The sequence below is a fragment of the Antrihabitans stalagmiti genome, assembly GCF_016482825.1.
Classification (GTDB): Bacteria; Actinomycetota; Actinomycetes; order Mycobacteriales; family Mycobacteriaceae; genus Antrihabitans; species Antrihabitans stalagmiti.
This window is the reverse complement of the sequence record NZ_JAEMNV010000001.1, coordinates 800,646-812,398: the sequence shown is the minus strand read 5'-3', so window position 1 is coordinate 812,398 and position 11,753 is coordinate 800,646. Positions and strand designations below refer to the sequence as shown.

The 11,753-nt window shown below is 63.5% G+C and carries 14 protein-coding genes and 1 riboswitch; of the genes, 13 read left to right on the top strand and 1 reads right to left on the bottom strand.

The genetic code is table 11. The features are described 5' to 3' along the window. The first annotated feature begins 114 nt into the window (after positions 1-114). On the top strand, positions 115-492 hold the full coding sequence (locus tag JGU71_RS03815) for an STAS domain-containing protein (protein ID WP_199702247.1): 378 nt from the start codon (positions 115-117) through the stop codon (positions 490-492). A gap of 77 nt (positions 493-569) precedes the next feature. Beyond that, entirely contained in the window at positions 570-1,028 is a 459-nt protein-coding gene (locus JGU71_RS03810) for an ATP-binding protein (protein ID WP_199702244.1), read from the top strand. On the opposite strand, the gene JGU71_RS03805 is transcribed toward JGU71_RS03810, so the two are convergent. Then, positions 1,016-2,401: a DUF2252 domain-containing protein gene (locus JGU71_RS03805; RefSeq protein WP_372433095.1), complete on the bottom strand. Its 1,386-nt coding sequence runs from the start codon at positions 2,399-2,401 to the stop codon at positions 1,016-1,018. The two genes, JGU71_RS03810 and JGU71_RS03805, sit on opposite strands and share 13 nt — an antisense overlap. 116 nt (positions 2,402-2,517) lie before the next feature. Here JGU71_RS03805 and JGU71_RS03800 point away from each other — a divergent pair, with 116 nt between their 5' ends. The 11 genes from JGU71_RS03800 to gcvP all read left to right on the top strand — a co-directional run bounded on the left by JGU71_RS03800 (position 2,518) and on the right by gcvP (position 11,747). Beyond that, entirely contained in the window at positions 2,518-3,168 is a 651-nt protein-coding gene (locus tag JGU71_RS03800; protein WP_199702241.1) for an NUDIX hydrolase, read from the top strand. A gap of 56 nt (positions 3,169-3,224) precedes the next feature. Next, positions 3,225-3,818: a CDP-alcohol phosphatidyltransferase family protein gene (locus tag JGU71_RS03795; protein WP_199702238.1), complete on the top strand. Its 594-nt coding sequence runs from the start codon at positions 3,225-3,227 to the stop codon at positions 3,816-3,818. A 10-nt stretch (positions 3,819-3,828) separates the two neighbouring features. Then, the gene (locus JGU71_RS03790) at positions 3,829-4,614 is read left to right on the top strand and encodes a DUF881 domain-containing protein (RefSeq protein ID WP_199702235.1); all 786 of its coding nucleotides are present in this window, start codon (positions 3,829-3,831) and stop codon (positions 4,612-4,614) included. Continuing rightward, positions 4,611-4,961, top strand: coding sequence for a small basic family protein (locus JGU71_RS03785; RefSeq protein WP_199702232.1), 351 nt, complete (start codon positions 4,611-4,613; stop codon positions 4,959-4,961). The genes JGU71_RS03790 and JGU71_RS03785 overlap by 4 nt, the downstream gene beginning before the upstream one ends. A gap of 5 nt (positions 4,962-4,966) precedes the next feature. Next, positions 4,967-5,710 carry a DUF881 domain-containing protein gene (locus JGU71_RS03780; RefSeq protein ID WP_199702863.1) on the top strand — a complete coding sequence of 248 codons (744 nt, stop codon included), beginning with the start codon at positions 4,967-4,969 and terminating at the stop codon, positions 5,708-5,710. Between the two features lie 18 nt (positions 5,711-5,728). Further along, complete coding sequence (gene gcvH / locus JGU71_RS03775; RefSeq protein WP_199702229.1) at positions 5,729-6,133, top strand: glycine cleavage system protein GcvH; 405 nt, start codon at positions 5,729-5,731, stop codon at positions 6,131-6,133. Positions 6,134-6,247: 114 nt separating this feature from the next. After that, the gene (gene garA, locus JGU71_RS03770; RefSeq protein WP_199702226.1) at positions 6,248-6,712 is read left to right on the top strand and encodes a glycogen accumulation regulator GarA; all 465 of its coding nucleotides are present in this window, start codon (positions 6,248-6,250) and stop codon (positions 6,710-6,712) included. Then, entirely contained in the window at positions 6,709-7,443 is a 735-nt protein-coding gene (ftsR, locus tag JGU71_RS03765) for a transcriptional regulator FtsR (RefSeq protein WP_199702223.1), read from the top strand. Before garA ends, ftsR begins: the two co-directional genes overlap by 4 nt. 78 nt (positions 7,444-7,521) lie before the next feature. Next, a complete protein-coding gene (locus JGU71_RS03760; protein ID WP_199702220.1) occupies positions 7,522-7,995 on the top strand; it encodes a bifunctional nuclease family protein in 474 nt (157 codons plus the stop codon). A 139-nt stretch (positions 7,996-8,134) separates the two neighbouring features. Continuing rightward, positions 8,135-8,701, top strand: coding sequence for a MerR family transcriptional regulator (locus tag JGU71_RS03755; protein WP_199702217.1), 567 nt, complete (start codon positions 8,135-8,137; stop codon positions 8,699-8,701). A gap of 13 nt (positions 8,702-8,714) precedes the next feature. Further along, positions 8,715-8,817, top strand: a riboswitch (glycine riboswitch). A 191-nt stretch (positions 8,818-9,008) separates the two neighbouring features. Beyond that, positions 9,009-11,747: an aminomethyl-transferring glycine dehydrogenase gene (gene gcvP / locus JGU71_RS03750; RefSeq protein ID WP_233528756.1), complete on the top strand. Its 2,739-nt coding sequence runs from the start codon at positions 9,009-9,011 to the stop codon at positions 11,745-11,747. The last annotated feature ends 6 nt before the right edge of the window (positions 11,748-11,753 follow it).

Below are 11,753 nucleotides of genomic sequence, written 5' to 3'. Positions count from 1 at the left end.
GGGCAGGGTTGAGACAGCAGCCTCGGGTGGAGTTGTCGCCTGTCCCAATACTGGCGCCTCCACGATCATGTTCATTGTGCAGATGCGAGGTAGACAGTGGTCGACGGAAAAAGTGTGCCTGAGCAGTCGTATTTGTCCATGGGTCCGGACGCGTTCGAAGTCGGGGTGAGCTGGCACGGTTCGACCGTCGTCCTCGAGGTATCCGGAACCGTCGATCTCGTTACGGCACCTCAGCTTTCGGAATCCATCCTCACCGCGATGTCCAACGAGCCGGAGGCCGTGATCGTCGATCTGACGGACGTCCTGTTCCTCGCATCGGCGGGTATGACGGTTCTGATCGCGGCGCACGAACAGGTGATGGCCTCGGCTCGGTTCGCAGTCGTCGCCGAGGGTCCGGCAACCGGGAGACCCATGAAGTTGGTCGGCGTCGACCAGCTCGTGAGGATCTATCCGACTCTGGAATCGGCGCTCGCTGATCTCACCGCTGCATAGCCGGCGCAAAAGTGGGTATGTGACTCGCATAGGTATCCGAAGGGGGGTACGAGCAAGCACATCAGGAGGGAGCGCGCATGACGGACATACAACCTTTGCGATGTGAGGGCTTTGCCGCCGAACCCTCGTCCGCTGTCGCGGTTCGTGGCAATTTCCACACGTGGCTGGACGACAACTTTCGACTCGATGCCGACCGCTCGAGTGCCCTCACACTGGCCGTCAACGAAGCGCTCGCAAATGCGGTCGAGCACGCGTACTTCGACTACGCGATGCCTGGCACGTTCGACCTCGTCGCCAGCTACGACGCGGCGAACGACCGCTTGCTCGTGACGATCGCCGATCACGGCCATTGGCGGGCACCGCTCCCGGATCCGATGCACCTACGCGGGCGCGGAATTCCGCTGATGAACGCGCTCGCCGAACACGCCGAAATCGAGAAGGGTGTGTTGGGGACCATCGTGTCGCTCTCCTGGAGTACACGGTCGAACAATCGTGCCGCAGAACACCTGCACGACACGCGCCGTCACGCGAGTTGAGCCTGCATCCGTCCTGAGTCGACAGCCTCGACGAGTTCGGCATGGTCGCTGATCGTCTGATCGGCGTACCGAACCGCAAATCGGCCGATCGACTTGTGCAGATCCTTGTCGCCGTCGAAGTAGCCGGCCAACAGCCGCGGATCGAGAGACCGAGTGTGGGCCCGAGCGAGCAGCGCTCCCGCCAGGCGGCCGTAGTCGTCGAGGTGGTTACGCTCCAGCACCGTCGGATCGATATCGCCCTTCATATTTCTGAACTGCCGGACCATGTACGGTCGTTCGCCGATCGTCGTCCAGCCGAAGAGAATGTCGGGACCGGACTGGACGAGCCTCGCGCCCTGCACGATGCGTTTACCTTCGTGTTTGACCGTCGCGGCAGGCAGATAGGGCGACAGCGCCGACGCTCGCGCTTCTTTCAGTTGCAGCACAAGCGATTCGCCGCGGTTGCCGTGTAGCAGCGCCACATAGCTTCGCAAGCCGACACTTCCGGTTCCAACGATGCGGAATGCGACGTCCCGCACCGCAAACCTGGTGATCAGATTCTTGCGGGTTTCCCGGAGGGTGTCGACATAGGACTCGAGGCCGTCGGTGATCGCCTCGACCTCTGTTGGATCGATGTGGGTCAGAATCGGCGGGTCGTCGATGAAGCGGTGACGTCTCACACCTGTTTCGTGGTCGTCGAGTTGCGTCGTCCACTTTGCAACGACCTTGTCACTTGTGTTCGTGCGAGCCTTGGTTGCTGCCCTGGCGAAATCGTCGATCAGTTCGTCGGCCTTGGCAGCGTCGAGGACCGATGCGTCGGGCAGCGCCGTCCAGGACTTGAGGAACGGCGCGTCGGCGAGATCCCGGATCGTGCGGCGATAGGACTTGACCGCGTCCTCTGCCGCGTCGATGCAGCCCTTGCTCGGCACGCCACCCTCGCGGCCCGCGAGCACGAGACTCGCGGCGAGGCGCTTGACGTCCCACTCCCACGGGCCAGGGATGGTCTCGTCGAAATCGTTGATGTCCATGATGATTTCGCCTGCGGGGGAGCCGTACAGGCCGAAGTTGGCGGCGTGCGCATCGCCGCACAGCTGGGCGTTCACCCCGTTGGCGGGGGAGTCGACAAGGTCGGCGGCCATCAGACCCGCTGCGCCGCGGAAGAATGCGAACGGTGACGCGATCATGCGACCGATTCGCAGTGGAAGCAGGTGTTCCAACCTGCCCTCGTTGCTCTTGTCGATGTAGGCGAGCACGCTCGGGCGGTGAGGATGCGCAGGCTCGTGATCATGCGCCGACGTGGGTACCGACTCGGCCAGCGCGCGGCCTCGGTCGTAGACCTCGTTGGCCGGTGTGAACGATCGCAAGTCCACCTTGTCCGCATCTTTCGCCACGATGTGCTCCCTTCGGCGTCACTCGACCCGACGCGAGTGTGAATCCTATCGCCGCAGCCCGTGTCGGGGTCCGGTGTCGGTAACAGTGTGTCGGGTCCGGTTGGCCTAGTGTCGAGGCGATGAACAGCGACGACGTCGAGGGGGTCACCCGCGAGCGGATCGAGGCGGCCCTTGCGGCGTTCGAGCCGCGCGCCGCCGGGGACGACCTCGATGCCGTTGGCAACTCGACTGCTCGGCCGCACCGGGCCGCGGTGGCGATCGCGGTCGGGCGGCGACGGGACGGGGTGACCGCATTCCTGCTCACGGTGCGCCCGGATCGGATGCGTGCACATCCTGGCCAGTTCGCCTTGCCAGGCGGTCGCGTCGACAGCGGTGAAAGTGCAGCGCAAGGGGCGTTGCGGGAGCTACACGAAGAACTCGGCATCGAGGTCGACGAAGCGGCGGTGCTCGGCCGCCTCGACGACTATGTGACGAGGTCCGGCTATGTGATCTCACCGTTCGTGGTCTGGGTCGGTGATCTGCTGGACGCCACGATCCCGAATCCCGACGAGGTCGCGATCGTTCTGACCCCGACGATGGCCGAACTCGACGTCGAACCCCGGTTCGTCACCATTCCCGAATCCGACCGACCCGTCGTGCAGTGGCCGTACGCCGGATCGCTGATACACGCGCCGACCGGCGCGATCATCTATCAATTCCGCGAGGTTGTGTTGCATGGGCGTCCGACGCGGGTGGATCACCTCGAGCAACCCGTGTTCGCGTGGCGTTAGCGCCGTGAATGGGGTAAGGACTCACACATGAGTTTTCTGGATATTCGGTCGGCCGCATGAGCGGGCCTCTCGACGAGCGGGTTGTGTCGGACCGAATCTTCACCGTTCCGAACGTTCTCAGCATGATCAGGTTGCTCGGCGTCCCGGTGTTCCTCTATCTACTGCTCGTCCTCGAGGCCGACTGGTGGGCATTCGCCCTGCTTGTGCTCAGCGGCGTCACCGATTGGCTCGACGGCAAGCTGGCCCGGTTGCTCGACCAATCGTCGCGTCTCGGTGCGCTCCTCGATCCGCTCGTGGATCGCCTGTACACGCTTGCGACGCTGATCGGGTTCGTGATCAGGGGCATCATCCCGTGGTGGGTCGCGGTAGTTCTCATCGGTCGCGACGCCATCCTTGCTTTGACGTTGTCGGTGTACAAGAAGCGCGGTCTCCCACCCCCGGAGGTCATCTATCTCGGTAAAGCCGCGACGTTCGCTCTGATGTCGGCTTTCCCGTGGATCCTTGCAGCGCAGATCGATTGGGTCGGCGCGGGCGCTGCCGGCGCATTCGGGTACGCGTTCCTGGTCTGGGGTACCGCGGTATACGTGTGGACCGGTGGGTTATACGTCTGGAAGGCCGTCGCGGTAGCGCGCGCAATCCCTGCATCATGAATTTGCCTGCATGAATTCGTTGCTGCGATCGCTGCTGACCGACCACGTCGACCCCGGATATGCGATCGCCGCCGACAACGCAGAACTCCAACCTGGACGTCGCGCCCAGTTCGCTGCAGGTGCCTGGTTGGTCGGCGGGCTCGCTGTGATCGGGCTCGTACTGGGGGTCGCGGTCGCAAAGAACCTGGATCATTCGGGCCGCGACGCCGACCGCGACCAGATCCTGTCGCAGGTGCAGGTATCACGAGAGCGTGGCTCGATCCTGGCAGCCGAGCGGGACGAGCTTGCGGTGCAGGCGGATTCGGCACGGGCGGCCGCGCTGGCAGGCACCGCGGAGGGTGCACCGCTGCTGGATCGGATCGACGATCTCGAAGCCGCGAGCGCAGCCAGCGCCGTGCACGGTCCCGGTGTGACGATCACGCTGGCCGACGGCGGTTCGGAAGGCCGGTCGATCGTGCTGGACCGTGATTTGCGTGCGGTTGTGAACGCGTTGTGGGCCAGTGGCGCGGAAGCGATATCGATCGGTGACAAACGCATCGGCCCGGCGGTAGCTGTTCGGCAAGCAGGTGGCGCGATACTCGTCGACAACGTCGCTGTGTCGTCGCCGTACCGAATATCGGCGATCGGTCCGCCGAGCAAGCTGCAGACGGGGTTCGTCGTCAGTGACGCGTACCTCCGAATGTCGGGGCTTGCGCAGCTCTACGGCGTCGGGTTCGACATCGGGGTTGCCGACGACCTGGAGTTGCCCGCGGCGACGCTGCCCGAGGTCCGGTCGGCACGAGAGGGTGGGGGATGAAGGGAAAGTTCGCATTTGCCGGACTCGTCGCCCTCGTTGTCGGCATCGGCATCGGGGTCGCCACCAGTCCCGAGGTTCCGGACAGCGCCGCGCCCTACCTGCCGATCGCTGTGGTTGCCGCGCTCGACACCGTGTTCGGTGGAATGCGTGCCTTCTTCGACGAGATCTTCGATTCGAAGGTGTTCGTCGTGTCGTTCGTCTTCAACGTGGCGGTGGCAGCCTTCATCGTGTGGCTCGGTGATCAACTCGGCGTCGGCACGCAGCTGTCCACAGCGATCATCGTCGTGCTCGGCATTCGAATCTTCGGCAACGCGGCCGCCCTGCGGCGGCATCTGCTTGGGGCGTGAGCGCGATGTCGGAGCAGGTGGAACCGGGTAAACACGAGTTCCGTGAGGCCCCGCGTCCACGTCGAACGCAGCTTGTGTTCACGATCCTGGCATTCCTGCTCGTTGCCGCCCTCGGTGTCGCGATTGCCACGCAGGTACGTGGGACCGGATCGGGTGACTCGCTCGATTCGGCACGCCCGGCAGATCTGCTCGTCGTCCTCGACACGCTGAATCGTCGCGAAGCGTCACTGCGACAGGAGATCGCCGAACTGCAACGGACGGTCGATGCCGTGCAGAACAGCGGCTCGAGCGCTGCGTTGGAAGAGGCGAGGGCACGTTTGCGAGCGCTGACGATTGCTGTCGGTACGGTCGGGGCGGTCGGGCCGGGTCTCGAGCTTCGCATCGAAGATCCGCAGGGACGCGTCGATGCCGACGTTCTTCTCGCGACCGTTCAGGAGTTGCGTGGCGCAGGCGCAGAGGCCCTGCAGATAGGCGACAGCGCCGGTGTTCTGATCCGGGTCGGCATCGACACCTGGGTATCGGGCACGCCGGGAAACATCGTCGTCGACGGTCGAGCGCTGTCAGCGCCCTACAATTTGATTGCAATCGGAGATGCACCGACGTTGGCGGCCGCAGTGAACATTCCGGGGGGCGTCGCAGATACGGTGTCGCGCAACGGTGGAAAGCTCCAGGTCCGGCAGTCCGACGAGGTGACTGTCACCGCGTTGCGTGAACCGAAGCCGCGCCAATACTCTCAGCCCGGAAACTAAGCGAAAGGAACTCACACGGTGAGCGATTCCGAGACCCCAGCAGATCTGCGCTATACCGAAGAACACGAATGGGTCAAACGAACCGGCCCGACGACCGTCCGCATCGGCATCACCGACTACGCCCAGTCACAATTGGGTGACGTCGTATTCGTTCAGCTGCCTGCCATCGACGACGAGGTCGTCGGCGGCGATTCGTTCGGCGAGATCGAGTCGACCAAGAGCGTTTCCGACATCTTCGCGCCGATGACGGCGAAAGTTGTTGCCGTGAACGAAGATCTGGAGTCCGCGCCGGAAACGGTGAACTCGGACCCGTACGGAGACGGCTGGTTGGCGGAGTTGGAAGTCGCCGACGAGAAGACTTTGGACATCGCATTGAAGGACACGTTGGACGCAGAAGGCTACCTTGCTGTTGTCGGCGACTGAATCGGCTACGCGACCTCGACGGTCTGCCCACACGCACTACGATCGGCAGGGTACGGTCATGGGAAACGTGTGTGCCGACAGTCGGGGCTACGTGCCCACTGAGGAGGAGAAACGGTGAGCGAGAACGACAATGACTCGGCATATGGAGAGAGCGCTGCGGAGACCACATCGGTCTTCCGCGCAGATTTCCTGAACGAAGTCGATACTTCGGCGGTGCAAACCGGTGAGGCGCCGGTTTCGGGAGTCGAGGGCCTACCCGTCGGGTCGGCTCTGCTAGTCGTGAAGCGCGGCCCGAACGCAGGCTCGAGGTTCTTGCTCGATCAGCCGACGACCTCGGCGGGCCGGCACCCGGACAGCGACATTTTCCTCGACGACGTCACGGTCAGCCGTCGGCACGCCGAGTTCCGTCAGGAAGACGACGAGTTCCAGGTCGTCGATGTCGGCAGCCTCAACGGCACGTACGTCAATCGTGAGCCGGTCGATTCTGCCGTGCTTGCCAACGGCGACGAGGTGCAGATCGGGAAGTTCCGGCTCGTGTTCCTCACGGGTCCGCGTTCGCAGGGCGATTCGGCTAAATGACGGCTGTCGGGGAACGCGCGCAGGGCGGAATGTCGATCGGGTCCGTTCTCGATCAGCTACGCCCCGACTTCCCCGACATCACCATTTCGAAGATCCGATTCCTCGAATCGGAAGGCTTGATCAGTCCAGAACGGACTCCGTCGGGTTACCGGCGGTTTTCGATTCTGGACTGCGAGCGCCTCAAGTTCGTTCTCACCGCGCAGCGTGATCAGTACCTGCCGTTGAAGGTGATCAAAGAACAACTCGAGGCCATCGACAGTGGCGTTGCGACGCTGGGTGGCGATCGTCCGGCGTCGCGGCCACGTCGACTGGGTGTTGTGCCCGGCGAGGTATCGCCGGACGAATTTCAGGCCGATCGCGATGTGCGGATCAGCCGCGAGGATCTGCTAGAGCGTGCGGACATCGACGACAAGTTCTTGACCGAACTCATCCGCGCAGGCTTGGTCACCCCTGGCCCCGCCGGGTTCTTCGACGACGTCGCCGTGATGCTGGCTGTGACGGCCAAGTCGATGTCGGAGTTCGGTTTGGAAGCCAGGCACCTGCGGGCTTTCAAGTTGGCCGCCGATCGCGAAGCAGGCCTCATCGCACAAATAGCAGGTCCGATCGCGAAGGGTCGCGATGCAGGCGCACGTGATCGCGCCGAGGAGGTAGTCCGCGAGTTGGCGGCGCTATCCCTCACGCTGCACACTTGTCTGGTGAAAGCCGCAGTGCGCGGCGCTATCGATCATTGAGCCGTTTCGCCCCTTGGGCGTCGGATCACTAACTCGCATAGACTCTTTGTAAGGGCTTCGAGCTGGGAGGCGGACGCAATGAGCGAGATGCGAGTGATCGGTATCCGTGTCGAGCAGCCACAGAATCAACCCGTCCTCCTCCTTCGTGAGGCCGACGGTGATCGTTATCTACCGATTTGGATCGGGCAGACCGAAGCGACTGCGATCGTCCTCGAGCAGCAGGGCGTCGAGCCGGCGCGACCACTCACACACGATCTGATCAAGAACCTGATCACGGCGCTCGGTCGCACGTTGAAGGAAGTTCGAATCGTCGATCTGCAAGAGGGCACGTTCTACGCCGACCTTGTGTTCGATCAGGACCTGCGGGTGTCTGCGCGACCGTCCGATTCCGTCGCGATCGCACTGCGGGCCGGTGTCCCGATCTATGCCGAGGAACCGGTGCTCGCGGAGGCTGGGCTGGTCATGCCGGACGAGCGCGAGGACGAGGTCGAGAAGTTCAAGGAGTTCCTCGAATCCGTGTCACCGGACGACTTCAAGGCAACCGACGGTTGAGTTGTTCATAACGAATGAGTCTCACCCTCAAGTTTAGGTTTAGGTATTGGCGCGTCGCGTTGATTCATTGACCTCTGCCCCATAGCGTTTCGGGCGTACGCTGAACAGTTACTGGACCAAGATCCAAGAGGGAGTGTCAGTGGGAGATCACCTGAAGGGGCAGGACATACAACCCGGCCTTTTCCCCGACGACTCCGTACCGGACGATCTGGTCGGGTATCGGGTTCCGAGCGCGTGCCAGATCGCGGGAATCACCTATCGCCAGCTCGACTACTGGGCTCGGACCTCGCTGGTCGTGCCGTCTATTCGGGGCGCCGCTGGTTCGGGAAGTCAGCGCTTGTACTCGTTCAAGGACATCCTTGTTCTCAAGATCGTCAAGCGTCTGCTCGACACCGGAATCTCCTTGCAGAACATCCGCGTCGCCGTCGATCACCTGCGCGACCGCGGTGTGCACGACCTCGCCAAGATCACACTGTTCTCCGACGGCACGACCGTGTACGAGTGCACCTCGGCAGAGGAGGTCGTCGATCTGCTGCAGGGCGGCCAGGGTGTGTTCGGCATCGCAGTCAGCGGCGCGATGCGTGAGCTGACCGGCACGATCGCAAACTTCCCGGCAGAGCGTGCCGACGGCGGCGAAGCCGAAGTTCGGCCCGAGGACGAACTCGCGTACCGACGCAAGAACAGGGTCAGTCGCAAAACCGGTTAAGATGGACCCACGTCATCGCCGCGCGGGAGAGTGTCGGTTATCGAGCCAGGTAACCGAACGCCGAAGGAGCAGCACCTCCCCGTCAATCTCTCAGGCAACCGGACCGCGCGGGCTTAGACGTCTCTGGAAAGCGGTGGGAAACCACCCGCCCACGGGGAAAGGCTCACGCCGCCTACACGGTGTGTGAGCTGAATCTCTCAGGCGCCACGACAGAGGGGGAGGGCTAACACCCCTCTACCCTGGAGTAGTCGTGACACGTTCTTTCGTCGACCGTCATATCGGCCCTGACGCAGCAGATCTCGCGCGCATGCTCGACCTGATCGGCGTCGCCACACTCGACGAAATCGCGGAGAAGGCAGTTCCTGCGAGCATCTTGGACAGTTCCGGGCTCGATGTACTCCCACCGGCGCTGTCCGAGCACGAGACGCTTGCCGAACTGGCGAAACTCGCAGCGACGACAACGGTCGCCACGTCGATGATCGGGCTCGGCTACTACGACACGCTGACGCCACCCGTCCTGGTCCGCGGCATACTCGAAAACCCGGCCTGGTACACCGCCTACACGCCGTACCAGCCCGAAATCAGTCAGGGCCGCCTCGAAGCCCTCCTCAACTTCCAGACGATGGTCTCCGATCTGACCGCGATGGACGTCGCCAACTCCTCGATGCTCGACGAGGCAACAGCTGCTGCAGAAGCGATGACGCTGCTGCGCCGGGCGAGCAAGTCGAAGTCCCCGCGCTTCGTCGTCGATGCAGACCTCTTCCCGCAGACGCTCGCCGTCATCGAGACCCGCGCCGAGCCGCTCGGCATCGAAGTCGTCTCGGCCGATCTGACGCAAGGACTGCCGGAGGGCGAATTCTTCGGTGTCGCAGCGCAGTTGCCCGGCGCGTCGGGTCGCGTCGTCGACTGGACCGACATGATCGCCGCAGCGCACGAACGTGGTGCGCTCGTCGCGATCGGCGCCGATCTGCTCGCGCTGACGTTGATCACCCCACCCGGCGAGATCGGAGCCGACGCCTGCTTCGGCACGACGCAGCGCTTCGGCGTTCCGATGGGCTTCGGCGGACCGCACGCAGGCTACCTCGCAGTCCACTCCAAGCTGGCGCGACAGTTGCCGGGACGACTCGTCGGTGTGTCCGTCGACGCAGACGGTGACCTGGCGTATCGCCTTGCGCTGCAGACCCGTGAGCAGCACATCCGTCGCGAAAAGGCGACGTCCAACATCTGTACCGCGCAGGTACTCCTCGCGATCCTCGCCGCCATGTACGCCAGTTACCACGGCGCCGACGGTTTGAAGGGGATTGCGGAACGGGTGCACGGGCACGCCGAGCGGCTGGCCGCAGCGCTGGGGTCCGCGTTGGTTCACACACGGTTCTTCGACACCGTCCTTGCAAAGGTGCCAGGCCGGGCCGAAGGTGTCGTCGCGTCTGCTCGCGCCGCCGGGATCAATGTGCGGCTTGTCGATTCGGATCACGTGAGCATTGCCTGTGACGAAGCGACGACCGAGGCACACATCGACGCCGTACTCGCAGCGCTCGACATCACTGGGCAGGAACCGGTTCGGGTCGACATCGCCGACCGCACCTCCGAATACCTCACCCACCCCGCGTTCACCCGGCATCGCACCGAGACTGCGATGCTGCGCTACCTGCGCGCGCTGTCCGACAAAGACATTGCGTTGGACCGCAGCATGATTCCGCTCGGATCGTGCACGATGAAGCTGAATGCCACGGCGGAGATGGAAGCGATCACGTGGCCGGAGTTCTCCAAACTGCATCCGTTTGCGCCGGTGGAGGATGCTGCCGCGATTCTGAGTGTGATCAAAGATCTCGAGGGTTGGCTGGCTGCGATCACCGGCTACGATGCGGTGAGCCTGCAGCCGAACGCGGGTAGCCAGGGCGAATACGCTGGGCTGCTTGCGATTCGGCAGTACCACCTCAGTCGGGGCGACGATCATCGCGACACCTGCCTCATTCCGTCGAGCGCGCACGGCACCAACGCCGCGTCCGCTGTGATGGCAGGGCTTCGGGTCGAAGTGGTCGCATGCCGACCGAACGGTGACGTCGACCTCGATGATCTGAAAGCCAAGATCGATGATCACGCCGAACGCTTGGCGGCGATCATGATCACGTATCCCTCCACACATGGCGTCTACGAGCACGAGATCAGCGAGCTGTGCGCAGCGGTGCACGATGCGGGCGGTCAGGTCTACGTCGACGGCGCCAACCTCAATGCCCTTGTCGGACTTGCCCGTCCGGGCAAATTCGGCGGCGACGTCAGTCACCTCAACCTGCATAAGACCTTCTGCATCCCACACGGTGGTGGGGGACCGGGTGTCGGCCCGGTCGGCGTGCGAGCACACTTGGCCGAGTTCTTGCCGGGACACCCCCTCGCACCCGAGTTGGGAAGCGGCTCAGCCGTTTCTGCGGCACCGTACGGCAGCGCGTCCATTCTGCCGATCACGTGGGCGTACATCCGCATGATGGGTGCGGCAGGTCTGCGGCAGGCGTCGCTGACGGCGATCGCGTCCGCCAACTACATCGCGCGGCGACTCGACGAGCATTTCCCCGTGCTCTACACCGGTGTCAACGGCATGGTCGCGCACGAATGTATCCTCGATCTGCGCGAGATCACCAAGCGCACCGGCGTGACCGTCGACGACGTCGCAAAGCGATTGGCGGACTACGGCTTCCACGCGCCGACTATGAGCTTCCCTGTTGCCGGAACGCTGATGGTCGAGCCGACCGAAAGCGAGAACCTCGACGAGATCGACGAATTCTGCGAAGCGATGATCGCGATTCGCGGCGAGATCGACAAGGTCGGTGCAGGCGATTGGCCGGTCGAGGACAACCCACTACGCGGCGCACCCCACACCGCCGAATGCCTGGTCGCGGAATGGAATCACCCGTACTCGCGTGAAATCGCCGTCTACCCGCGAGGCAAGTCTCGGCCGAAGGTGTGGCCATCCGTGCGCCGAATCGACGGCGCACACGGTGACCGAAACCTAGTGTGCTCGTGCCCGCCGATCGAAGCGTTCAGCAGCTAGCCTGCA

Bases quoted from the DNA above. Each gene is read 5' to 3' on its own strand.
- JGU71_RS03785 (WP_199702232.1), top strand. From the start codon at position 4,611: ATGAAGGGAAAGTTCGCATTTGCCGGACTCGTCGCCCTCGTTGTCGGC.
- JGU71_RS03780 (WP_199702863.1), top strand. From the start codon at position 4,967: ATGTCGGAGCAGGTGGAACCGGGTAAACACGAGTTCCGTGAGGCCCCG.
- JGU71_RS03810 (WP_199702244.1), top strand. From the start codon at position 570: ATGACGGACATACAACCTTTGCGATGTGAGGGCTTTGCCGCCGAACCC.
- JGU71_RS03790 (WP_199702235.1), top strand. From the start codon at position 3,829: ATGAATTCGTTGCTGCGATCGCTGCTGACCGACCACGTCGACCCCGGA.
- JGU71_RS03760 (WP_199702220.1), top strand. From the start codon at position 7,522: ATGAGCGAGATGCGAGTGATCGGTATCCGTGTCGAGCAGCCACAGAAT.
- JGU71_RS03800 (WP_199702241.1), top strand. From the start codon at position 2,518: ATGAACAGCGACGACGTCGAGGGGGTCACCCGCGAGCGGATCGAGGCG.
- ftsR (WP_199702223.1), top strand. From the start codon at position 6,709: ATGACGGCTGTCGGGGAACGCGCGCAGGGCGGAATGTCGATCGGGTCC.
- gcvP (WP_233528756.1), top strand. From the start codon at position 9,009: ATGCTCGACCTGATCGGCGTCGCCACACTCGACGAAATCGCGGAGAAG.
- JGU71_RS03795 (WP_199702238.1), top strand. From the start codon at position 3,225: ATGAGCGGGCCTCTCGACGAGCGGGTTGTGTCGGACCGAATCTTCACC.